The 21,704-nt window shown below is 59.0% G+C and carries 22 protein-coding genes and 1 riboswitch; of the genes, 17 read left to right on the top strand and 5 right to left on the bottom strand.

What is annotated here, in order from left to right:
- The first annotated feature begins 9 nt into the window (after window positions 1–9).
- From OCV64_RS16230 to OCV64_RS13185, 5 genes are all read left to right on the top strand, one after another.
- Window positions 10–162: an S-layer homology domain-containing protein gene (locus tag OCV64_RS16230; RefSeq protein WP_366460875.1), complete on the top strand. Its 153-nt coding sequence runs from the start codon at window positions 10–12 to the stop codon at window positions 160–162.
- A 171-nt stretch (window positions 163–333) separates the two neighbouring features.
- Window positions 334–463: riboswitch (THF riboswitch) on the top strand.
- Window positions 464–539: 76 nt separating this feature from the next.
- Window positions 540–1,163, top strand: a complete 624-nt coding sequence (locus OCV64_RS13200; RefSeq protein WP_147571921.1) for a folate family ECF transporter S component — start codon at window positions 540–542, stop codon at window positions 1,161–1,163.
- A gap of 36 nt (window positions 1,164–1,199) precedes the next feature.
- A complete protein-coding gene (locus OCV64_RS13195; RefSeq protein WP_262670288.1) occupies window positions 1,200–3,518 on the top strand; it encodes a DNA internalization-related competence protein ComEC/Rec2 in 2,319 nt (772 codons plus the stop codon).
- 28 nt (window positions 3,519–3,546) lie between these two features.
- Window positions 3,547–4,584: a DNA polymerase III subunit delta gene (gene holA / locus OCV64_RS13190; RefSeq protein WP_262670287.1), complete on the top strand. Its 1,038-nt coding sequence runs from the start codon at window positions 3,547–3,549 to the stop codon at window positions 4,582–4,584.
- 21 nt (window positions 4,585–4,605) lie between these two features.
- Complete coding sequence (locus OCV64_RS13185) at window positions 4,606–5,202, top strand: toprim domain-containing protein (protein WP_262670286.1); 597 nt, start codon at window positions 4,606–4,608, stop codon at window positions 5,200–5,202.
- Window positions 5,203–5,242: 40 nt separating this feature from the next.
- Here OCV64_RS13185 and OCV64_RS13180 read toward each other — a convergent pair whose 3' ends face one another.
- From OCV64_RS13180 to OCV64_RS13160, 5 genes are all read right to left on the bottom strand, one after another.
- Entirely contained in the window at window positions 5,243–6,496 is a 1,254-nt protein-coding gene (locus OCV64_RS13180; RefSeq protein WP_262670285.1) for a DUF2812 domain-containing protein, read from the bottom strand.
- 41 nt (window positions 6,497–6,537) lie between these two features.
- Window positions 6,538–7,752: a DUF2812 domain-containing protein gene (locus tag OCV64_RS13175; protein ID WP_262670284.1), complete on the bottom strand. Its 1,215-nt coding sequence runs from the start codon at window positions 7,750–7,752 to the stop codon at window positions 6,538–6,540.
- Between the two features lie 25 nt (window positions 7,753–7,777).
- The gene (locus OCV64_RS13170) at window positions 7,778–9,019 is read right to left on the bottom strand and encodes a DUF2812 domain-containing protein (protein WP_262670283.1); all 1,242 of its coding nucleotides are present in this window, start codon (window positions 9,017–9,019) and stop codon (window positions 7,778–7,780) included.
- A gap of 27 nt (window positions 9,020–9,046) precedes the next feature.
- A complete protein-coding gene (locus tag OCV64_RS13165) occupies window positions 9,047–10,219 on the bottom strand; it encodes a DUF2812 domain-containing protein (RefSeq protein WP_262670282.1) in 1,173 nt (390 codons plus the stop codon).
- A gap of 109 nt (window positions 10,220–10,328) precedes the next feature.
- Window positions 10,329–10,640: a PadR family transcriptional regulator gene (locus OCV64_RS13160; RefSeq protein ID WP_262670281.1), complete on the bottom strand. Its 312-nt coding sequence runs from the start codon at window positions 10,638–10,640 to the stop codon at window positions 10,329–10,331.
- A gap of 213 nt (window positions 10,641–10,853) precedes the next feature.
- On the opposite strand from OCV64_RS13160, the gene OCV64_RS13155 reads away from it, so the two are divergent.
- From OCV64_RS13155 to OCV64_RS13100, 12 genes are all read left to right on the top strand, one after another.
- On the top strand, window positions 10,854–11,735 hold the full coding sequence (locus tag OCV64_RS13155) for a sigma-E processing peptidase SpoIIGA (RefSeq protein WP_262670280.1): 882 nt from the start codon (window positions 10,854–10,856) through the stop codon (window positions 11,733–11,735).
- Window positions 11,732–12,460 (top strand): RNA polymerase sporulation sigma factor SigE, encoded by a 729-nt coding sequence (gene sigE, locus OCV64_RS13150; RefSeq protein ID WP_262670279.1) that lies wholly within the window; start codon window positions 11,732–11,734, stop codon window positions 12,458–12,460. The genes OCV64_RS13155 and sigE overlap by 4 nt, the downstream gene beginning before the upstream one ends.
- Window positions 12,461–12,661: 201 nt before the next feature.
- Window positions 12,662–14,116: an alanine/glycine:cation symporter family protein gene (locus OCV64_RS13145; protein ID WP_147571912.1), complete on the top strand. Its 1,455-nt coding sequence runs from the start codon at window positions 12,662–12,664 to the stop codon at window positions 14,114–14,116.
- 171 nt (window positions 14,117–14,287) lie between these two features.
- The gene (locus tag OCV64_RS13140; protein ID WP_147571911.1) at window positions 14,288–14,956 is read left to right on the top strand and encodes a redox-sensing transcriptional repressor Rex; all 669 of its coding nucleotides are present in this window, start codon (window positions 14,288–14,290) and stop codon (window positions 14,954–14,956) included.
- Complete coding sequence (locus tag OCV64_RS13135; RefSeq protein ID WP_186852630.1) at window positions 14,953–16,059, top strand: S-layer homology domain-containing protein; 1,107 nt, start codon at window positions 14,953–14,955, stop codon at window positions 16,057–16,059. Before OCV64_RS13140 ends, OCV64_RS13135 begins: the two co-directional genes overlap by 4 nt.
- A 92-nt stretch (window positions 16,060–16,151) precedes the next feature.
- Window positions 16,152–16,307 (top strand): hypothetical protein, encoded by a 156-nt coding sequence (locus OCV64_RS13130; RefSeq protein ID WP_186852629.1) that lies wholly within the window; start codon window positions 16,152–16,154, stop codon window positions 16,305–16,307.
- Window positions 16,308–16,747: 440 nt separating this feature from the next.
- Complete coding sequence (gene rsxC, locus OCV64_RS13125) at window positions 16,748–18,058, top strand: electron transport complex subunit RsxC (RefSeq protein WP_147571909.1); 1,311 nt, start codon at window positions 16,748–16,750, stop codon at window positions 18,056–18,058.
- Entirely contained in the window at window positions 18,058–19,002 is a 945-nt protein-coding gene (locus OCV64_RS13120; RefSeq protein WP_147571908.1) for an RnfABCDGE type electron transport complex subunit D, read from the top strand. The genes rsxC and OCV64_RS13120 overlap by 1 nt, the downstream gene beginning before the upstream one ends.
- On the top strand, window positions 18,999–19,532 hold the full coding sequence (locus tag OCV64_RS13115) for an RnfABCDGE type electron transport complex subunit G (protein WP_147571907.1): 534 nt from the start codon (window positions 18,999–19,001) through the stop codon (window positions 19,530–19,532). The genes OCV64_RS13120 and OCV64_RS13115 overlap by 4 nt, the downstream gene beginning before the upstream one ends.
- 16 nt (window positions 19,533–19,548) lie before the next feature.
- Window positions 19,549–20,235, top strand: a complete 687-nt coding sequence (gene rsxE / locus OCV64_RS13110; RefSeq protein WP_147571906.1) for an electron transport complex subunit RsxE — start codon at window positions 19,549–19,551, stop codon at window positions 20,233–20,235.
- Window positions 20,236–20,240: 5 nt separating this feature from the next.
- Window positions 20,241–20,849, top strand: a complete 609-nt coding sequence (locus OCV64_RS13105) for an electron transport complex protein RnfA (RefSeq protein WP_262670290.1) — start codon at window positions 20,241–20,243, stop codon at window positions 20,847–20,849.
- A gap of 18 nt (window positions 20,850–20,867) precedes the next feature.
- Window positions 20,868–21,668 (top strand): RnfABCDGE type electron transport complex subunit B, encoded by an 801-nt coding sequence (locus OCV64_RS13100; protein WP_186852627.1) that lies wholly within the window; start codon window positions 20,868–20,870, stop codon window positions 21,666–21,668.
- The last annotated feature ends 36 nt before the right edge of the window (window positions 21,669–21,704 follow it).

Genomic DNA, 21,704 nt, shown 5'->3' with positions numbered 1-21,704 from the left:
GCCTCCTCCATCTCCAGCTATGCCGTGAAGGCCATGGACTGGGCGGTGAACGCCGGTCTGCTGTCCGGCAAGGGGAACAACACCCTGGCGCCTACCGCCGGGGCCACCCGTGCCGAGGTAGCACAAATCTTCATGAACTTCTGTGAGAATATCGCAAAGTAAATGCCGGTACAGAGAGCGGGGCGCCCTATGAGGCGCCCCGCTCCTGTTCTTGCTAGATATGCCTTTTCCAACATTCAGTGGGGAAAAGGCCCGGAGGAAGGGCAAAAACAGGTGACCGGAACAATAGATTGGACTTGCTTTTTTCGGCCAGACGTTATAAACTACTTTCATGGCAGAGTAGGATCACACGTGCTGGCCGGGTTCCGGCCTTTAGTGTCGGCGGGACGGGGAGTTGTCCGCCGGACGAACAGCGGTACCGCGCAAGCGGCCCGCGGCAGTGGGTGGTCCGCATCCCGCTGCCGCATATCGGGGTAAAATTGCTTCCTTTGTGCGGCGTTCCCTTCCGGGGCTGCCGAAAAACAAAAGGAGGTATTTTTATGCCACAGACACAAAGTGTTGACCAACTCTACCGTACCCCCCTTACCCCGTCCTATTGGCGGCAGGCGAGGGCGGCTCTGTCCAGCCCTAAAATGCTGGTCTTTGCCGCGCTGATGGTGGCCCTGACCCGGGCCCTGTCCATTCCACCCAGCATCCCTATCGGGCACACCAGTCTGTCCTTCGGATTTCTGGCCCGGTCCCTCTGCGCCTTGGTATGCGGCCCTGTGCTGGGGCTGGCCTTTGGGTTTGTGGAGGATATTCTGGGCTTTATCCTAAAGCCGACCGGCGAGTTCTTTTTCGGTTATACCCTATCCACCATGCTGGGGGTGCTCGCATACGCTCTGTGCTTTTACCGGGCAAGGATCACGGTGTGGCGGCTGGTGCTGGCCAATCTGCTGGTCAATCTGCTGGTCAACGCCGCGCTGGGGTCGGTGTGGACGATGATGGTCCGGGGCGGAGGCTACTGGGGCTGGTTTGTCCCCAGTCTGGGGAAAAATCTGCTGACTATCGTTCCGAAGGCGATTCTGCTCTATATCCTGTATCAGGCCCTGCTGCCCATTCTGCGCCAGATGAGGATCATCCCGAACCAGTTGGGGCCGAAGGGATTGATCTCCTTCTTCTGACCCCGAGCTGATTCAAACGAAAGGGAGGGCCGGACCATGCGGAAATTGGCGATTCTGGCCTTTTCCTTTTCCGGGGCTGTTTTTGCGGCCGCCCGGCTCCTGCCAGAGAATTGGCTTCCTGCCGGTGCTGTGGCTGCGGGATTCCTGTTCCTTGCCCTGCTGGTTTTTCGTCGTGGGCTGGGGGATAGTGGACTGGCCCTCCGCCTGGTCTGCGCGGGCTGCGCCTTGGGGCTGGCCTGGACAGCCGCTTATATTCAGATATTTTTCCAGCCAGCCAGAGAACTGGATGGGCAGACTGTCCTTCTTTGCGCCGAGGCGGCCGATTGGCCCCAGGAGGGGGACTACGGCTGGTCCGTGCTGGTAAAGCTGAAAACGGACAGGGGGATATCCCTGTCCACCGTTCTCTACCTGGATGAGCAGGGAAGCCAGGTCAAACCCGGAGACCGGCTCTCTACGGTGGCCCACTGCACCCTTGGGGACCGGACTCTGACAGGGGAGGAGATCACCTACTATACCGCCAAAGGCATCTTTCTCCGGGCACATGCATATGGACGGCTGGACATTCAACGTCCGGAGCGAGTCCCCATCCGGTACTGGTCCGCCCTCCTGTCGAAGGAGCTGAAGGCGGGGATCAGCGCCGCCTTTCCGAAGGATACCGCTCCCTTGATCCAGGCTCTGGTCACCGGAAACCGGGATGGGCTGACCGATCAGTTTACCACATCCCTCCAGCGCACCGGGCTAAGTCATACGGTGGCGGTCTCTGGAATGCATCTGGCCTTTTTGTCCGGCCTTTTGACGCTCCTACTGGGCAGGGGAAAGCGGTCCACCGCTGTTGCAAACCTCGTCTGGGCGGTGCTGTTCTGTGGGATCGCGGGCAATACGCCCTCGGTGCTCCGGGCAGCGGTGATGATATCGATGCTCCAGTTGGCCCCTCTGTTCCGCCGGGAGAGGGACGGGGCCACCGCACTGGGATTGGCCCTGATGGGTCTGCTGGCCTGGAACCCTTTTTCCGCCGCCCATCTCGGCCTTCAACTGTCCTTTGGCGCGGTGGCCGGGATATTACTGGTATCTGATCGTATCCAGAATGGAATGCGGAGGCTGCTTCGATTGGAGGGCCCTCGAAAGAGTCCTGTGACCAGGTTGCTTCTTGTGGTCCCGGATTTCCTGGTGTCCACCTTATCCGCCACACTGGGCGCGTCCCTGTTGACGGTACCTCTGGTAGCCGTCTATTTTGGTTATCTCTCCCTGATCGCGCCCCTGGCGAATCTGCTGACCCTTTGGGCGGTAGCCGTCCTCTTTGTGGCGGGGTTGTGGCTTGGCGTTTTTGGGGTTATCCTTCCGGGGGCGGCGGCTGTTATGGCAATACCCTTTACAGCATTGGCTCGCTATTTGGATTGGGTGGTGGATGGACTGTCCTCTCTTTCCCTGGCCGCCCTGCCTATGGATTCTTTTTATTATCGGGCCTGGGTCGTCTTTCTCTACCTGATGCTGGGAGCGGCGCTGCTGATCCGGGGGAAGAAGCGGATACTGGTCCCGCTGTGCGCCGGAGCGGCCACGCTGGCCTTCTGCCTGCTTTGTTCCGCGCTTGCCTTTCGGGCGGGGGAGCTGACTGCCGCCGTTCTTGACGTGGGCCAGGGGCAGAGCGTGCTCCTTCGGACCGGGGACTATCTAACGCTGGTGGACTGCGGCGGAGAGGGACAGCGAGACCCAGGGGATGTGGCCGCCGACTACATCCAGGCCCAGGGAATGGCCCGGCTGGATCTGCTGGTAGTGTCCCATTACCACACCGACCACGCTAACGGCATCCCCCAGCTGCTGCGCCGGATCCCCGTAGGGACAATTGCCCTGCCCGACGTGGAAGAGGGCGATCCGCTGCGGGAGGAGATCATCTCTCTGGCCCAGGAGCGGGGAATCGAGCTGTATTTTGTCCGCCAGGATACCAATTTTGACCTGGGTGAGGGGCGCTCCATAGAGATCTTTCCACCTGTGGGCCAGGGTGGGCAGACAAACGAGCTGGGACTGACTGTGCTGGCCTCCTCCGGCGGCTTTGCGGCCCTCATCACCGGGGATATGAGCGGGGAGTCGGAGAAAGAGCTGCTGGCCCATGCGGACCTTCCAGACATTGACCTGCTGGTGGCGGGGCACCACGGCTCACGGGATTCCACCACAGGAGAGCTGCTGGAGCGGGTGCGGCCAGAGCTGGCTGTCATCTCTGCGGGGAAGGGGAACAGCTACGGACATCCCGCCCCGGAAACGCTGGAGCGTCTGGACGGGGTGGGAGCCCTGATTTACCGCACGGACCTCCAGGGGACTGTGGTGGTCCGGGCAGATGGGCAGGCTCCCGCCGAGGGGTGAACCAAACAGAAGAACAGGAGGGTGCGCCATGCCGCCCAAGGGAAAGCCGGATACTGCCGGCTACGAGAAATTTTTAAAAGATCTGGAGAGCGGAATTTTCGGTCAGCTCTATCTCTTTCACGGGGAGGAGACATATCTTCGGGACCACTATTTGGGCCAGTTGAAGGACAAACTTCTGGCTGGTGGGATGGGGGCCTTTAACCTCCATGAAATCGCCCCCAAGGATATGTCCCCTCACGCCATGGAGGAGGCGGTGGACTGCCTGCCCATGATGGGGGAGCGGACTGTCGTGCTGGTGACGGATTTTGACCTGTCAAAAACAGGTGAGAAGGACCGGGAGGACTATATCCGCATTTTTTCGCAGCTGCCGGAATACTGCTGTGTCGTGCTGGTCTATGACTTAATTCCTTACAAGCTGGACGCCCGGACCAAGCTCGCCTCGGCCATAAAGGAGCACGGTACTGTGGTAAACTTTGTCCGGCAGGAGGAAAATGAGCTGGTAAAGTGGGTGACCCGCCGATTCCGTGCCCTGGGCAAGCGGATCGACAGCCGTCTGGCGTCGGAGCTCATCTTTCTGTGCGGCGATCTGATGCACAACCTGGTGGGCGAGATCGAGAAGGTCGGGGCCTATGCCAAGGGGGAGCAGATCACCCGGCAGGACATTGAGGCGGTGGCCACTCCCCAGCTGGATACCGTGGTCTTTCGCATGACCGATGCCATTGGGGAGAAAAATTTTGACCGGGCTGCGGGCGTACTCGGGGAGCTGTACCAGATGCAGGAGACGCCCTATGTCATTATGGCCTCTCTGGGCAGACAGATGCGGCAGCTGTACTCGGCCAGACTGGCCCTGGAGCAGGGGAAAGGGGCCTCCTATGTGGCGGACCTGTGGAAGCTGAAGCCGTACCCGGCCGACAAGCTGATGACAAGCGCCAGGCGGTTTTCCCTAAAGTGGTGCCGGAAGGCCGTGGTCCGCTGCGGTCAGACCGATCTGGCGATGAAGTCCACCGGACAGGACGGCAAGGAGCTGCTGACTACCCTTCTGTTGGAACTGGCCGATCCGGCCTGAGAAACGGGGGCAGAGAGATCCATGCTTCGTATCAGAGAGGCCATCGTGGTAGAGGGCCGGTATGACAAGAATACGCTCTTACAGGTGGTGGATACCCTGATTTTGGAGACCGGCGGCTTCCGGATCTTCAAGGACCCGGACCAACTGGCCCTGCTTAGGCGGGCTGCGGAAAAACGGGGGCTTGTCGTCCTCACCGATTCCGACGGGGCGGGATTTGTCATTCGAAACCACATCAAAAGCGTGATTCCGGGCTCTCTGCTGAAGCACGCCTATATCCCGGATGTATATGGCAAGGAGCGGCGGAAGCGCCAGCGAGGGAAAGAAGGCAAGCTTGGCGTGGAAGGGATGCCGCCCCGGGTGCTGGAACAGGTCCTCCGCCGAGCGGGGGCGACCTTTCTGGATGAGGGAGCGCGTTCGGAGGAGGCGGGGCCGCCGCTGACTAAAGCGGATTTGTTTGCTGCCGGGCTGTCCGGAGGGGCAGACAGCGGAGCCCGGCGGCTGGCCCTGCTGAAAAGGCTGGCGCTGCCGGAGCATATGTCCGCCAACGGACTGCTGGCCGTCCTCAACGGCTGTTACAGCCGGGGGGAGGCGCTGGAACTGTTGAATCAGAAGAAGTGACAAGGCTGTGACCTTTATAGGTCACAGCCTTGCTTTTTCTTTATTGCACCATCTCCGCCAGCAGGTCCAAGTGGTCGGACAGCTTCTCCACCCCGGCGTAGCAGAACACCGCCACCCGGCTGCCCCGGCCCACCGCCGCCATCTGCCAGGGGTCATCCTCCACGGTGGCCAGGATGACAAAATCGGTGCCCGGCCAGTCCACCTCCTCATAGCTCCAGTACAGGTTGACCAGACGGTAGAGATCCATCTGGGCCCGTGCCACCGGCTTGGCCAGAGGGGGGAGGGTGTGGAAATAGGTCATGTCCAGGTTGGGGGAGTAGGTGTACTCGCCACCGTGGGGATCGGGGGAAAAGGTGGACGGTTTTCTCCCCGGCTGGAGGGCGTCCAGATCCTGGCTGACCTCGTACCACACCGGGGACAGCAGAGAGAAGTACCGCTGGGCTACATTCTCACTGCTCAACCCGGAGTTTTTCCGGTATACGGTCTCATAGGGGCCCAGGGGGACCTGTTCCAGATCGTACAGGGAGATATAGGGGGCTGTAAACTCCTCCACCGGTCGGAGGGTCAGCCGGCTGTCGCCAAACTGATTGTACAGAACAAGCGCCACTAAAATAGGGCCCAGCACCAGCGCGGCGATGTTCTCCCGGACGATCCGCCTGCTGGGCCCTGGTGACGGGGGCGGCGGAAGCCCATCCTTCAGGGCGTTGTAGGTGGAGAACAGGGCCTTGCGGTCCCGGCGGTCGATGGGGCGGGAGTAGAAAAATATACCGGCCAGAAAGAGCAGGAGAATCGGATCGAAGGCGTAAAGCAGGATCAGGGGCAGGCGGACGAAATTGTCCGGCTGTACATCGTATTGATGGCCCAGGAACAGGGCGGCCAGGAACAGGATACCCAGCAGGCTCCACAGCACGATCTTCCGTCTGCGGTAGGAGCGAAGGCTGTTGGCCAGCCGGTCCAGGGAGAGCCCCTGACTCTGGTAATCGGAAAACAGCTCGGGTGTATGGGGGTCCGTGGTGTAAAACAGGAAATAGGCCCGGCCCACCCGGAAGGCATATTCCCACCCGGCCTGCCGGTACAGCTCCAGCTTTTCCTGGGTAGGCTCCACCCCCTCGCCGGCCCGGTTGGCGAAGGGGTCCAGCCGGAAGCGGGTGCCGGGTACGCCCCGGTCCTCGAAGGTGGCCCAGGAGCCCAGGTGGGTGGGGAACAGCCCCTGGTTTGCCTGGCCCTCCAGCCACTGCTCCAGTCCGGGGATATCATAAAGGGAAAAGGGGATGATTTTTCTGATAGTTGACATAAAATTCACTCCCAATCAGTTATATTATAGCAGACGGACGGTCAGGACGCTTTGCCCTCTGCCATTTTGATAATATCCTCCAGATGGCCGGACAACTCTCCGTGTCCGGTGTAGCGGACCAGGACGACCTTATCCCCTATGGCCACGGCGGCGGTCTGGAACAGGGTCCCCTCCTTGCGGGCCGTGGACAAAAAATTCACACGGGAATCAGAGTGTTTTGATATCTGCCAGGTCCCGCCCTCCGGGTCGGTCCACCAAATATCTTCATCCAACCGCATAGCTTTGGACAGCAGTTCGTTGGCCAGGGGGACGGAGAGGAAGGACAGGGGGGCGGGGATGTCATACCAGTCGATCTGCATCCAGTTCAGCTTTCCAGCCAGATCCGGCTGTCCGGCCTGAAATACCTCCCACTGGTTCCAGCACAGCAGATAGTGGTTCTTTCGGCTGTAATTGAAGTAGTCCGATTGGTCGTGATTCTCCGTTTCATAAGGGCGGTAGCCCTTCCCCTCCACCTGCGCCAGAGAGAGGGGAGAGAAGTCCGACACCTGGCTGACGGGCCTCATGTCGCCCCCCAGGAAGGGCAGGATGTAACGGGGAAGGATCAGCAGGACGATCAGAAGGATGCATAGAGTGAAGGACAGCAGAGGGACGAGCCGCCGCCGGGAATAGGGGGAGTGGTGGTCCATCGGCTCACCCGCCTCCAGGCGGCGCGCCAGTCTGGACAGGTTCCGCACATCGGCCCAGGCGGCGGGCAGGGCGCACAGCTGGTACAGCGCAAAGAGGAGCAGGGGGACGGCGGAGGTGGTCAATAGATTGAGAATGGGAGTGTCGTTCAGCAGAAGGGCGGTCAAAACAACTGCCAGGACAAGAAATGCCACATTCCCCACAAAGCCCCGGCGGGCGGAACGGTACAGCCTTTTCCACCGCTGGCTCTGGAGCTTCGGATCAGTGTGGAGCTCCGGGGCATCCAGGTCCTGAGTGGAAAAAATCAGCATGGAGTTGTCCACCGTGTCTATATAGTCCCAGCCGAAGTCCTGGTACAGCTCCAGCATAGAGCGGGGCAGGTCGTCATCCAGGCGGAGCCGAAAAGGCTCCAGGCGGTAGCGGGTCTTTTTTGCCGGGCCGGGGGTAAAGGTGCAGAACAGGGGGCGGAACTTCTTGAGATAGAGCCCCTGCAGGGCCATGTCCTCCAGCCAGCTCTCCAATCCCTCCCCGTCCGCGGAAGACACCGGGGTGATCTTTCTGACATATTTCATAACAGGGCGCCTCCTTTTGGTGCTTTCAGGGGTCCAGCTGGGCCAGAAACAGCTCCAGACATTCCGCCTGGTCGGGGACGCCCCGGCAGAGCAGGCGAAAGACCTGATTGCCCCGGCGGCCCAGGTAGATGTGGTTGGGGGGATCGTCGTCGTATTGCAGGATTGTGTATTCCAGACTGTCCAGGCCGGGGCGGGTCACCGCCTGGAGGGGCTGGTGGACCGTGAGGACAGTGGGGTGGATGAACTGCTCCTGGTTTTTCCGGAACTGCTCCGGCTCATGGGCCTCCTCCGTCCGCAGGGAGGAAAACAGCCACTCTGCCGCCCAGTCTGTCCTGGTTCGATAGAAGTCCACGGCGACGATGGCATTACCGCTGTATCCATCGGAGCGGACCTCTCCGGAACTCCACCAGTCGTACTGCTCCGGGCACAGGAGGGAGGCGGTTCTGGTGTTATACCGGGTCATCATCTGGGGAGTGTCCAGGGTGATGTCCGCCTCCCCGTGGAAGGCTTGCTCCAGGGTGACATGAGGGAAGGTCCACTCCTCCGGGCCGGACAGCTTATGGACGGACTGGGCGCTGACCACACCCACCAGAATGGGAAGGGGAAGGAGCAGAGCGGTAGCGCACCAGCCCGTCACCACCCAGGGGACCCGGTTCCGGCGGCCCTCCTTCAGAGGAATACCGTCAGCCAGCTGCCGGCGCATCTGCTTCCAACGCTTTATCATATTTGTCTGAGGCAGCAGGGAGAGAATGGCCCAGCCGGCCAGCAGGATCATCAGGGTGAGAAACAGTCCCGTTTTCAGTACAAGGTACTGCCCCAGCATCCAGGGCTGGGTGGCGATTTTTACCAGAGTCTTGCGAAAGCAGAAAAGAAGCCATAGCACCAGCAGGAAACGGCGGTGCCGGATTCGGCGGATCAGGGGGGTGAGGGTTTCGCCCTGGGTCACCGGGTCGGTGTGGAGGGGCGGGGCGTCCGCTCGCTCTGCTCGGTAGACATAATACAGATTGGAGAGGGTGGTCACGTAGGTCCAGCCCGCCTCCCCATAGGCCGCATTGCGCTCCGGATCGATGCCGTAGAAGCCGGCGATCTCCAGACCAAAGCGGGTGCCGGGGGTTGGTTCTCCCCGTCGGAACCGGGCGGTTTCCGAGGACAGCTTTACCAGATGGAGCCCCTGGGCCGCCATGTCGGCCAGCCAGCGCTCCAGACCGGCCATGTCATAAATCTCCACAGGGATGATCTTCCGGACCAGCTTTTCTCTCTGTTTCATATGGATGACCTCCTTTGGTCCAAGGTGTCAAAGGGCTTCCAGCATTTCCGCAAACCGAGGGAGAAATTGGGTCAGATCCTTGGAGCCCTCGTACTCTACCCGCATGACGAGGCCGCCTTTGCGGAGGACGAGGTAATAGAAGTCGGGGTTTCGTTCGCTCTGATAATACCAGATCTCCTCCAGGCCGTGAGCGGGCTCCAGAGCCCGATAGTTCTCATGTCCGCCCCAGGCCCTCCACTCCCAGACCCGCCGCTCCGCCACGGCGGGGAGGAGATAACGGGTAATGTTGATTTCCAGATGGGGGATGTCAGCCAGAGAGCCGCCGGAGCCAAAGACCCGGTTTGACTCCCACTGCCGGTAGTACCATTCCTCCGGTGTGAGGGGGGTGTCGCCGTGGGAGATGTAATCCATGTTGAACATGATATCCCCGGTGGGTCGGAACTCCGGCCCCTCGATCTCAGTCATGGTGACAAAGTTGGAGTCGGCCAGGTCATAGGGGAAATAGCCGTGGGTAAAAAAGACGAATACGATCTCCACCGTCACCAGCGCCAGGGGCAGGATGGAGAGGGAGGTCAAAACACCGCCCAGCCGACGGCCGGGGGCAGGGGAGAGAGGCAGACCCTTTTGACTCCGCCGGTGGAGCCGCCAGAGGGTGAACAGGCCGAGCAGATAGGCCAGGTCCACCAGCAGAAGGCCCAGCAGGGCCAGCAGCCAGGGGAGGGGGCCGTCCGCCAACGCCTCCGCCCAGAAGTAGCGGAGATCGGACAGAGAAAAGGCGTTGGAAAAAGGATATAGGAATTTGTATAACAGAAAATTGACGATTGCCAAACCTATGCCGCCCAACAGCTTCTGCTTGAAAAAGCGGCGGATGGCGTAGTCCAGCACATCGGGGTCTGTATGGGCCTGGGCCGCCCGGTCGGCGGTGGCGAACACAAAGAAGTTTTTACGGAAGATGCCCAGATAGCTCCAGCCCGCCGCCCGGAACAGGTCAGTCAACTCCGGATCCTCCTGGTCTGTCTTGCTGTGGGCAGGCTCCAGATGGAAGCGGAGGAGGGCGGGCTCCTGTCGGGCAAAGAGAGTCAGAGGCCCCGCCGTACAGTCAAACACCAGACCCTTGCCGGCCATTTTTTCCAGCCAGATTTCCAGCGCCGGGATATCATATCCACCCACGGGGCAAAGGCGAAAGACAGTGACGCTCATGTTCTTCTCCTTTCTGATTCAACCAATATGTCTGCGTACAGGTCCAGCCAGCGCTCCAGCCCTTTGAAGTCGTACAGGCCGCAGGGAAGATGCTTCTTGATGCGCTTATTCATCGTTCTTCCTCCTCTCCGTCCAGAACACAGGCCCGAAGCCGGTCCAGCTCCTCATGATAGGCCTGCCGCCCCTGATCTGTCAGCCGGTAGGTGCGCTTTCGTCCATCGACCTCCGTTTCCTGAATAAAGCCCTCGTCCTGAAATTTAGCCAGCAGGGTATACAGCGTGCCGGGACCAAGACGTACTCTGCCGCGGGTACGGCGCTCGACAAATTCAGTAATCTCGGTCCCGCACATATCCCGGCGGAGAAATGACATCAGGACATAAAACATGGGTTCGGTCAGAGGGCCTCTTTCCTTACCGGCCACAGTAACATCCCCTCTCAATATTGAAATGCGATATCGACTATCGATATTATATGGGAAAAGAAGAAAAATGTCAATGGGAGAGGGGAGGGAAAGGCGGTTTTCCGCAAATTCTTTCAACCGAAATCTGACCGGTTTTTTCCGGTCAAGCACCTATAATAGAGTCTGTCGCCCGCCTTTGGACAGGCGGAACTGGAGAGAGGGGAGCGGTCCGGCGTGACGGTCATCTATGTGGATACCCTGTTTCTGCTCAATGGGATCATTGACTATCTGCTGCTGCTGGCCGCCGCCCGCCTAGCGGGGGAGCCACTGCGTCGGCTGCGCTTCGGAGCGGCGGCCGCTCTGGGTGGAGCCTATGCTGTGGCCATCTTTCTGCCGGGCATGGCGTTTCTGGCAGGTCCCTGGTGTAAGTTGGCCTCCTGCGTTTTGATGCTGGTGGTGGCCTACGGCGGGAGCCGGAGGCTACTCCGCCAGGGGCTCATCTTTGTGGCTCTGGCCTGCGCGTTGGGAGGTGGAGTAGTGGCCATCGGGCTGCTGGACGGCCGGAGCCTGAGTTTGGGGAGCGGAGTGTTTTATTCCTCCCTGGACCTGAAGATGGTGCTCCTCTCTGCTGCGGTCTGCTATGTGGTCCTCACAGCTGTCTTTCAACGAATTGGCAGGCATAATTCCTTGACAGGAGAGCTCCTTCAGGCGAAACTGCGGCTGGGGAAACGGACGGCGGAGTTCACCGCCCTGGTGGATACTGGGAATACCCTGACAGACCCGGTGTCGGGACGGCCTGTGATGGTGGCGGAGGGAGAGAGTGTGTCCGGCTTGTTTCCAGAGTGCCGCAGGCCGCGGGCGGCCGACCTCATGGATCCAGCCGGTGCTATGGCCAGGCTTGGAACCGGGGAGTGGAAGGGACGTTTTCGCCTGTTGCCCTACCGTGCGGTAGGGGTGGACAGAGGACTGCTGTTGGCCTTGAAGGTGGACAGCCTGAATCTGGGTGGAAAGGAGCGTGGGCCGCTTCTGGTGGCCCTGTCCCCAACTCCTGTGTCAGACGGAGGAGGGTACCGGGCTTTGATCGGGCCCCTGGATGGAAAGGACGAGTGCACATGAGCATGAGAGAGATTATTTGGAAACTGCGGGACCATTTGGAAAGCCTGCTGACTAGTCTGGGGCTGTCCCTGCCCGGCAAGGTGATGTATATAGGGGGGAGCGACACCCTGCCCGCCCCCTTGGAAAGAGAGGCGGAGGCGGAGCTCATCGCCCGGCTGGAGCGGGGAGACCGGGGGGCGAGAGACCTGCTCATTGAGCACAATCTCCGGCTGGTGGCCTATATCGCCCGCCGGTTTGAGAATACCGGCATCAATATTGAGGACCTCATCTCCATTGGGACCATTGGGCTCATTAAGGCGGTGGGCACCTACCAGCCGGCCAAAAGCATCAAATTGGCAACTTATGCCAGCCGCTGCATTGAAAATGAAATCCTGATGTACTTGAGAAAGACAGCGAATCAGAAGACAGAGCTGTCCTTTGACGAGCCCTTGAATACCGACTGGGACGGAAACGAGCTGCTGCTGTCCGACATTCTGGGGACCGATGGGGACCTGGTCATGCGGCCCATCGAGGCGGACGTGGACCGCCAGCTGCTGCGCCAGGCCATGGACCGGCTGGAGCCCCGGGAGAGGCAGATTATTACCATGCGCTTTGGGCTGGACGGCCGCCCAGAGCGGACACAGAAGGAGGTGGCGGACCAGCTGGGCATCTCACAGTCCTATATCTCACGGCTGGAGAAGCGGATCATCGCCCGGCTGAAGAAGGAGATCGTCCGCATGATGTGAGGGCAAACTGTACAGAAGCTGGCTGCTTATCGTTGACCATTTTTATAAATTGTGAAAAACCTCTGGTAAAAGTCGGAGAGATGTGGTATAGTAAGGCCGAGAAATATCCCAGGAGATCTGAGGGGCGGAAGACTTTGATTTCCTGGGATATGTTCTGCTTCGCGCAAATTATGACAGGAAGAGAGAAAGGGAGATGTCGTTATGTATGATGCGTTCGCGGGCTTAATCAGTCAGATCAGCGGTTTCATGTACAGTTACCTGTTGATCGTCATGCTGCTGGGCGTAGGCCTGTACTTCACCTTCCGGAGCAAGTTTGTCCAGCTGCGCCTGCTGCCGGAGTCGATTCGCGTGGTAGGAGAAAAGACGGGGGATCAGCACTCGGTTTCCGCATTTGAGGCGCTGATGGTATCCACAGCCAGCCGCGTGGGTACCGGAAATATTGTAGGTGTGGCCAATGCCATCGCCATCGGCGGCTATGGCGCCGTGTTCTGGATGTGGCTGATTGCCATTGTGGGAGGCGCGACTGCCTTTGTAGAGAGCACGCTGGCCCAGATCTATAAGAAAAAGGACCCGGAGGGCGGCAGCTATGGTGGTCCGTCCTACTACATTCAGGCGGCTCTTAAGAGCCGGGTGCTGGGCGTTGTCTTCGCCATCGCCCTCATCGCCACCTATGCCGGTGGTTTCAATATGCTGGCCTCCTACAACCTGATTAGCAGCTTTACCAGCTATGACTTCTACGCCAGTGCCGGCACCTTTACCCTGGGCGGCAAAGAGTACAGCGTTGTGGCCGTGGTGGGCGGCGTGATCCTGGCCATCCTGGTGGCCATCTGTGTACTGGGCGGCGGCAAGCGGATCGTCAAGGTTACCGGCGTTTTGGTCCCTGTCATGGGTGTGTTGTATATCCTGATGGCCCTGGTGGTCATGGTGATGAATCTGAATATGATTCCCAGTGTCCTGGGCCGCATTTTCAGCGAGGCATTTGATTTCGGAGCCATGTTCGGCGGTGCCGTGGGCTTTGGTTCCTCGGCCATCATGCAGGGAATCAAGCGTGGCCTGTACTCCAACGAGGCCGGTGTGGGTTCCGCCCCCAACGCCGCCGCGGCCGCTGACGTATCCCACCCCGTCAAGCAGGGATTGGTCCAGATGCTGTCCGTCTTTATTGACACCATCCTGGTCTGTACCGCCACGGCCATGATGTGCCTGTGTACCGGCATCGATATCAAGGGCGGACTGGAGGGTGCGCCCCTGGTCCAGGCGTCTCTGGCTACTACCTTCGGCGCGGTAGGCCCCTACTTTATCACCTTTGCGCTGCTGCTCTTCGCTTTCACTACCCTGCTGGGCAACTTGTTCTACTGTGAGGGCTGTTTGAACTACATCGCTAACCGCAAGCTGGGAAGCGTGCCGATGACTGTGTTCCGGCTTATCGCTTGCGGGCTGGTCTTTGTAGGGGCCCAGTTGTCCTTTGGCTTGGTCTGGGACCTGGCCGATGTGCTGATGGGCATTATGGCCATCATCAACCTGCCGGTCATTGTCATTTTGGGCCGTACAGCTATGCGGGCCCTTCAGGACTACATGGAACAGCGCAGGGCGGGCAAGAACCCTGTATTCAAAGCCTCCAGCATCGGCCTGAAGGAAAAAACTGATTTTTGGAACTGAATCTGGCAGGCTTTCTGCCAATAAAAGGCCCAGGGACGACGAATCGTCCCTGGGCCTTTTGAGTCGTAAAAGGATTTGACACAAGGGGGGGCAATCAGGTAAACTATATAAAAACATCATATCCAGTGGCCTCCGCTGTATAGGGGAGGTTGTGCAGATGAGGCGAAAGCTATGAAACGAAATACCCGAGTATCAACGGCGGTGATACGCCGCCTGCCCAGATACTACCGACAGCTCTCAGAGCTTCAGGAGTCCGGCGTTGTCCGGATATCCTCCAATGCCTTAGGGAAATCTATGGGACTGACCGCTTCTCAAATCCGCCAAGATTTGTTCTGCTTCGGTGGTTTTGGGCAGCAGGGCTATGGATATAAGGTGGACAGCCTGAAAGAGGAGATCGGTGATATTTTGGGCATTAATCAGGGCCATACCATTGTGGTGCTGGGGACCGGCAACCTAGGCCGGGCTATCATAGAAAATTTTAAATTTTCCAGTAACGGCTTTCAGCTTTTGGCCGCTTTTGACGTAAATGAGCGGGTGGTGGGGACCAGAATCGCTGGGGTGCCTGTCTATCATGCGGATTCCCTGGAGGCCTTTTTGGGGGAAAACCAAGTGAGCGTAGGCCTGCTGACAGTGCCCATCGCCGCTGCCCAGGAGATGGGGGACCGGCTGGTGGCCGCCGGAGTTCGCGGCATCTGGAATTTTACAAACTATGAGATATCCTGTGTTCGGGATGATGTGGTGGTGGAATCGGTCCATTTTTCTGACAGCCTTTTGGCTCTGAGCTACATGATTACCCAGCGGGAGGATCGGGAGGAAGAGAAGAAGGGGGAGCCACAATGAGAAGGCCTGTGATCGGCCTGCTGTGCGGTGTGATGCTGCTGGGTATGCTGGCCTGCGGCGCTTATGCCCTTTCGGGGGGCGACAGCCTGATCAGCCTCAGCTATCTGACCGGGACTTTTGTGCCCAAGGCTGTGTCTACTGGAAACGAAGCTGCGGAAAAAGCCTTACAGGGCACTTACGAGGAGAGCAAAAAAGGCCTCGATAACCTGCATCAGGGCTATCTGGCGCAACTGGCCGGCGAAGAGAGCGGCGCATACAGCGCCACGCTCCAGGCCAGAGATTGGTCGGATGGCGATGAGATGACACTGACCACTGGGGCTGGAGTCATGTTGATGAACGGAGCCGCCTCCGTTTCTCACGACGGGGCTTTCATAGATGTGACAGACGGAATAGAGCTGGCCTCCGGGGCCCGCCTGACCTCCGGACACCGCTACCTGGTGGGAGAGAATACTGTGGCCAGTGTAACGGTCCTGTCCGGGGCGGCCCAGTTGGGGCTCCAGGGCGTCTATGCCCTGGAAGACGGCAGAGAGGATCCGACGCCCTTCTATGATGTATGCCAGACGGATTGGTACTACGCTCCCGTAGATTATGTGTACCGAAACACACTGTTTTCGGGGATGGACGAGCACCACTTTGGACCGAGTTCAGCTATGAACCGAGCTATGCTGATGACGGTGCTCTACCAGATGGCTGGAGCGCCGAAAGAGGAGCTGGAGCGCGCCAGTGTCACCTTTGCCGACGTGCCGGAGAGTGCCTGGTATGCCCCTTATGTGAAGTGGGGCGCGGAGCAGGGAATTACAGCTGGAACAGGAGCAGACACCTTCAGCCCGGAGCAGCAAGTGACCCGCCAGCAGGTGGCGGCGCTGCTGTACAGCTTCACCACGAGTTACCTTGGGCTGGAAGCGGCTGAGGGGGCCGACCTGTCCGGGTATCAGGACCTGGGGCAGGCCAGCGACTGGGCTCATAATGCCCTGTCCTGGGCTGTGGCGGAGGGAATCATCAGCAGTTCTTCTGCCGACAGCCTGACGCTCAGTCCACAAAAGAGCGCTAACCGGGCTGAAGTGGCCACGATGCTGCGTGCCTTCGCGGAAAAAATTATCTGACATAGGCAGAACCCATCCGCCCCCTCCGCATATGATGAGATTGAGAGCGGCAAACAGCCCCTCTCAGAACTTCATATCAGGAGGTACTTCAAATGGGGTGCTGCAATAACGGTTGGGGCGGCGGAGGCTGCCTGTGGATCATCATTCTGATCATCATCCTGTTCTGCTGCGGCGGCTGGGGCAATAGCTGTGGCTGCAACAATGGCTGTGGCTGTAACAATAACAACGGCTGCGGCTGTGGCTGCTGACCAGGCGATCCAGATTGATTGGGAGGCGCGGACCTGAGAGGGCCCGCGCCTCTTTTATGGTCAACGCGGACAAGCCTGTGCCTGGGGTGCGGCTATGGAAGAGAAGGAAATGCCGGTGGGGTGAAATCCTTTGGGAGAGGGGGAAGAATGCTCGGGAAACAGGTCGTTTTTTTCGAAATCAATCTTGCAATTTTTCCATAAAAGGTGTATGATAAAGCCCGCAAGCAGAACCGACGGACTTGTTTTACAGGAGAAACGGGGTCCGGCGGGTTTTGTCGTGCGTCCGCTGAACTCGGACGCCGCGGGGCATGGGTATGATAGAGGGGCGGGGTCCCCCAGTGGTTTCCAGTTCCTGTCAGGAGGGAAGAGGGGGACCGTATAAAATGCGTGTCCAGGCTCCACAGTTCCAGCGATTGCAGTATAGGGAGGTCGAAATCTGAATGAGTAAATTTCTCAAACGTTCCGCGCAAGGTGCGGGAGTCCCTCATGAAAAAAGGACTTCCAACCTTGAAACGGTAGTGATGCCGCTGCCGTCTAAGATCGTTCTGTCCATGGGACAGCACATTGGCGCTCCGGCTGCCCCCGCCGTGGCCAAGGGCGATCAGGTGTATGTAGGTACCGTGGTAGGCAAGGCCGGAGGCTTCGTGTCCAGCGACATCCACTCCGGCGTATCCGGCACCGTGGACAGCATCGTCACCATTACCGCTCCCAATGGCGCGGCCCAGACCGCCGTGGTCATCATTCCAGACGGGGAGCAGAAGGTGGACCCCGCCGTGGCGCCCCCGGTGGTGACAGACCTAAAGTCTTTCCAGGACGCCATCCGGGCCAGTGGCCTGGTTGGACTGGGCGGAGCCGGCTTCCCCACTGCGGTCAAGCTGGCGCCTAAGAATCTGGATGAGATCGACACTCTGGTGATCAATGGCGCTGAGTGTGAGCCGTACATCACTTCTGACAACCGCTGCCTGATCGAGGACACCCACTTCATCCTGGGCGGCATCAAGGCAGTCATGAAGTATCTGGATATCAAAAAGTGCGTCATCGGCATCGAGGGCAATAAACCCCAGGCAATCGCCAAGATGAAGGATGCCATTGATATGCCCGGTGTCGAGGTCAAGGAGCTGCCCTGCCGCTATCCCCAGGGTGCTGAGAAAGTCCTGATTGAGAATTGCACCGGACGGGAAGTTCCCTTCCCCGGTCTGCCCTCTGACGTGGGGGTTATCGTCATGAACGTTACCTCTGTGGCCTTTGTGGGCAAGTATCTGGAGACCGGCATGCCTCTGGTCACCAAGCGCCTCACGGTGGACGGCGACATCGTCAAAGAGCCCAAGAACGTCGAGGTCATCATCGGCACTCCTGTCCAGGAGCTGCTGGATTTCTGCGGCGGCTTTACCGACGAGCCCGGCAAGGTGCTCTATGGTGGCCCTATGATGGGCAACTGCATCGCTGATCTGTCCCAGCCGGTCCTGAAAAACAACAACGCTGTTCTGGCCTTCTCCAAGAAGTGGGCCCACATCCCCAAGGCCACAAACTGCATCCACTGTGGCCGGTGTACCAACGCCTGCCCTCTGGGCCTGTCCGCCAAGGAGATCGTCCAGGCCTATAACGACGGCAACGTGGAACTGCTCCAGCAGCTCAACGCCGACCTGTGCATGAGCTGCGGCACTTGTTCCTTTGTCTGCCCCGCAAAGCGGCCTCTGGCACCCTCCATCGCCCTGGCTAAGATCATGATGAAGAATGGAGGTAAGAAGTGATGGCCAACAAACTGATCGTCACCGCCGCGCCCCATATCACCAGCGCGGACTCCACCCAGAAGATCATGCAGCGGGTCTGTATTGCCCTGGTGCCCACGCTGATCGCTTCTGTGTTTATTTTTGGAATTAATTCCCTTATCCTTACCGCTATCACCGTAGCCGCCTGTGTTTTCTTTGAGTGGGGCTACTGCAAGATGGTGGGCCGTGAGGTACCCATCGCTGATTTCTCCGCCGTCGTGACTGGCCTCCTGCTGGCCTTTAACCTGCCCGCCAGCCTGCCCTGGTGGATGGCTATCGTGGGTGCCTTTATCGCCATCGTTATCGTGAAGCAGCTCTTCGGCGGCATGGGCTACAACTTCGCCAATCCCGCCATTGTGGCCCGTATCGCTCTTGCGGTTGGCTTTGCCAGCCGTATGGCCAGCTACCCCAAGCCTGAGAATGGGATTGACGCTCTGGCCTCCGCTACTCCGCTGGCCGTTTTTGACCAGCTGGGCTCCAGTGAGTATGTGACTTTGCTGCTGGGTAACCACGGCGGCGTCCTGGGCGAGACCTGCGCCATCACGATTCTGATCGGTGGCATCTATCTAATCGCTACCAAGGTCATTAGCCCGGTCATCCCGGTTACTTATCTGGCCACTGTGGCTGTCCTGTCCCTGGTCGCTGGCCGGGACCCCATCGTGCAGCTGCTCTCTGGCGGCCTGATGCTGGGCGCCTTCTTTATGGCCACTGACTATGTCACTTCCCCTACCACCAACAAGGGCAAGATAATCTTCGGCCTGGGCCTGGGCATCATCACCTGCGCGATCCGCTTCCTGGGTACGATGAATGAGGGCGTGTCCTTCGCCATCCTGCTGATGAATCTGCTGGTCCCCTATATCGAGGTCAACACCCGTCAGGATAAGCTGGGTATCGCCAAGGTGAAAAAGGGAGGTGCCGCGAAATGAGCAACTGGAATCGCGTATTTAAGCCCATCGTGGTGCTGGTGGTCATCTGTATCATCGTCACCGGGGCTCTGGCCGCTACGAACAAGGTAACAAAGCCCATCATTGACGAGGCCACCCGTGTGGCACAGGAGCAGGCCAGGAAGGAGCTGCTGCCTGACGCGGATAACTTCACCAAGGTGGAGGGTGTCGCGGTGGAGAACGTGTCTGACATCTACACCGCGGATAATGGAGTGGGCACTGTGATTACTTGCTCTGCCAAGGGCTACGGTGGGACGGTCACTGTCATGGTGGCCTTCAATCCCGATGACACCATCAAGCAGATCAAGGTCACCGAAGCCGCCGAGACCAAGGGCATCGGCAGCAATGTGACGGAAAACAGCGAGTATCAGGCCAATTACAGCGGCCTGCCTGCCACTCAGGCCCTGGTCCTGGGTACCGATGTGGACGCCTATTCCGGCGCCACTATTTCCAGTCGTGCGGTGAACAACGCTGTGAACTCCGCCATCGACGCCTATAACCAGATTCCTTGAAAGGCGGTGAGTCAAGATGAGTAGTAATAATAAACTTCATATTTTAACCAACGGTTTTTTGAATGAGAACCCTGTTCTCCGGTTGGTCTTGGGTACCTGCCCCACTTTGGCCACCTCTACTATGGCCTCCAATGGCATCGGTATGGGTCTGGCGGCTACCTTTGTGCTGCTGTGCTCCAACGTGGTTATTTCCGCTCTGCGGAAGGTCATCCCTGACCAGGTCCGTATCCCCTGCTATATTACTGTTATCGCCGGTTTCGTGTCTGTGGTGCAGATGTTGGTCAAGGCATTCGTGCCCGATTTGGATAAGGCGCTGGGTGTGTATCTGCCCCTGATCGTGGTCAACTGCATCATCCTGGGTCGTGCCGAGATGTTCGCCTCCAAGAACGGCATCGTGGACTCCGCTCTGGACGGTATCGGCATGGGCATTGGCTTTACCATTACCCTGACTATCATGGGTTCTATCCGTGAGATCCTGGGTTCCGGTACTTGGATGGCCGGCCTGGGCAGCCTGATTCCCGCTCTGGGCGCCGATTTTGCCATCCAGGTGATCCCGGAGTCCATCGATACCTTCTCTCTGATGACCAGCGCTCCCGGCGGCTTCTTCGTCTTTGGTGTCATGATGGCCGCCGCCACCTGGCTGACCACCCGTCCTAAGAAGGCCGCCGCGCCCGCTCAGGTCGAGGAAGGGGGTAATGCGTAATGGAAATGGCTCTGAAATTGGCCAGCATCTTCTTTACCATGATCCTGGTCGACAACTACGTTCTTGCTAAGTTCCTGGGTATCTGCCCCTTCCTGGGCGTCTCCAAGAAGCTGGACAGCGCCGTAGGCATGTCCCTGGCCGTTACCTTCGTCATGGTGGTGGCCACTGCCGCCACTTGGCCTATCCAGATGCTCCTGCTGACCCCTGCCAGCGGGGCCTGGGACCTGGGTTATCTACAGACCATCGTGTTCATCCTAATCATCGCCATCTTGGTACAGCTGCTGGAGAACTTCCTGAAGAAGTTTGTTCCCGCTCTGTATAAGGCACTGGGCGTATATCTGCCCCTGATCACCACTAACTGCACCATCCTGGGCGTCACCATTTTGAACATCGACAACGGCTACAACTTCATTGAGTCCATCGTCTGCGCCGCCGGCGCCGGCATCGGCTTCCTGGTAGCTATGGTCTTGTTCTCCGGTGTCCGCCGCCGTGTGGAGCAGGCCGTGACTCCTGCCTGCTTTAAGGGCCTGCCCATCACTCTGGTGGCTGCTGCCATGACCTCCCTGTCCTTTATGGGCTTCGGCGGTATCGTGGAAGCCATCTTCCGTGTCTGATAGGAGGGGGAGAGTAATATGGATCCAATTATCCTTGCAATCATTGTCGTCACCGTGATCGGTTTGATCGGCGCGGTGATCCTGGTGGCCGCCTCTATCTTCATGTATGTCCCTGTGGACGAGCGTGTTGAAAAGATTACCGCCGTTTTAGCTGGCGCCAACTGCGGCGCTTGCGGATGTGCTGGCTGTGCCGACTACGCCAAGAGCATCGTGGAGGACGGCAACGCCATCAATAAGTGTACCCCCGGTGGGGCGAAGTCCCTGGCCGCCATTGCGGAGATTATGGGTGTGGAGGCCGGTTCCGCCACTCCCATGAAAGCGGTGGTCGCCTGTTCCGGCACCTGTGAAAAGACCTCCAAACGCTACGAGTTCGAGGGCATCCACAGCTGCCAGGCCGTCAAGGGCCTCTATGGCGGCGATGGTATGTGTAAGTATGGCTGTCTGGGCTATGGGGACTGTACCCGTGCCTGCGCCTTTGACGCCATTCACATCGTGGACGGGATCGCTAAGGTGGACCGTGAGAAGTGTGTGGGCTGTGGCGCCTGTGCCGCTGTCTGCCCCAATGCGGTCATCTCTATCATCCCCGAGCATAAGCGTAAGCCCGTGGTCCTGTGCCAGAATAAGGATAAAGGCGCCGATACCCGGAAGGCCTGTACTGCCGGCTGTATCGGCTGCATGAAGTGTGCCAAGGCCTGCCCCAAGGAGGCCATCACTGTGGAGAACAACCTGGCGCGCATCGACCAGGACAAGTGTATTGGCTGTCAGCTGTGTGTCAAGGAGTGCCCTGTGGGCGTCATCCATGTCCCGGCTGCCGAGTAATCATAAGAAAAGAGCCATCCCGTCCGGGATGGCTCT

Origin of the sequence: Muriventricola aceti (genome assembly GCF_025567565.1) — a bacterium.
Taxonomy (GTDB): domain Bacteria; phylum Bacillota; class Clostridia; order Oscillospirales; family Oscillospiraceae; genus Lawsonibacter; species Lawsonibacter aceti.
Note: the sequence above shows the minus strand (reverse complement) of the source record. Positions and strands in the feature narration are given on the sequence as shown.

Coding starts and splice junctions, on each gene's coding strand:
- OCV64_RS13180 (WP_262670285.1), bottom strand. CDS start 6,496: ATGTCAACTATCAGAAAAATCATCCCCTTTTCCCTTTATGATATCCCC.
- OCV64_RS13100 (WP_186852627.1), top strand. CDS start 20,868: ATGGATCCAATTATCCTTGCAATCATTGTCGTCACCGTGATCGGTTTG.
- OCV64_RS13120 (WP_147571908.1), top strand. CDS start 18,058: ATGGCCAACAAACTGATCGTCACCGCCGCGCCCCATATCACCAGCGCG.
- OCV64_RS13200 (WP_147571921.1), top strand. CDS start 540: ATGCCACAGACACAAAGTGTTGACCAACTCTACCGTACCCCCCTTACC.
- OCV64_RS13145 (WP_147571912.1), top strand. CDS start 12,662: ATGTATGATGCGTTCGCGGGCTTAATCAGTCAGATCAGCGGTTTCATG.
- OCV64_RS13185 (WP_262670286.1), top strand. CDS start 4,606: ATGCTTCGTATCAGAGAGGCCATCGTGGTAGAGGGCCGGTATGACAAG.
- OCV64_RS13170 (WP_262670283.1), bottom strand. CDS start 9,019: ATGAAACAGAGAGAAAAGCTGGTCCGGAAGATCATCCCTGTGGAGATT.
- holA (WP_262670287.1), top strand. CDS start 3,547: ATGCCGCCCAAGGGAAAGCCGGATACTGCCGGCTACGAGAAATTTTTA.
- OCV64_RS13175 (WP_262670284.1), bottom strand. CDS start 7,752: ATGAAATATGTCAGAAAGATCACCCCGGTGTCTTCCGCGGACGGGGAG.
- rsxC (WP_147571909.1), top strand. CDS start 16,748: ATGAGTAAATTTCTCAAACGTTCCGCGCAAGGTGCGGGAGTCCCTCAT.
- OCV64_RS13115 (WP_147571907.1), top strand. CDS start 18,999: ATGAGCAACTGGAATCGCGTATTTAAGCCCATCGTGGTGCTGGTGGTC.
- rsxE (WP_147571906.1), top strand. CDS start 19,549: ATGAGTAGTAATAATAAACTTCATATTTTAACCAACGGTTTTTTGAAT.
- OCV64_RS13140 (WP_147571911.1), top strand. CDS start 14,288: ATGAAACGAAATACCCGAGTATCAACGGCGGTGATACGCCGCCTGCCC.
- OCV64_RS13130 (WP_186852629.1), top strand. CDS start 16,152: ATGGGGTGCTGCAATAACGGTTGGGGCGGCGGAGGCTGCCTGTGGATC.
- sigE (WP_262670279.1), top strand. CDS start 11,732: ATGAGCATGAGAGAGATTATTTGGAAACTGCGGGACCATTTGGAAAGC.
- OCV64_RS13165 (WP_262670282.1), bottom strand. CDS start 10,219: ATGAGCGTCACTGTCTTTCGCCTTTGCCCCGTGGGTGGATATGATATC.
- OCV64_RS13135 (WP_186852630.1), top strand. CDS start 14,953: ATGAGAAGGCCTGTGATCGGCCTGCTGTGCGGTGTGATGCTGCTGGGT.
- OCV64_RS13195 (WP_262670288.1), top strand. CDS start 1,200: ATGCGGAAATTGGCGATTCTGGCCTTTTCCTTTTCCGGGGCTGTTTTT.
- OCV64_RS13105 (WP_262670290.1), top strand. CDS start 20,241: ATGGCTCTGAAATTGGCCAGCATCTTCTTTACCATGATCCTGGTCGAC.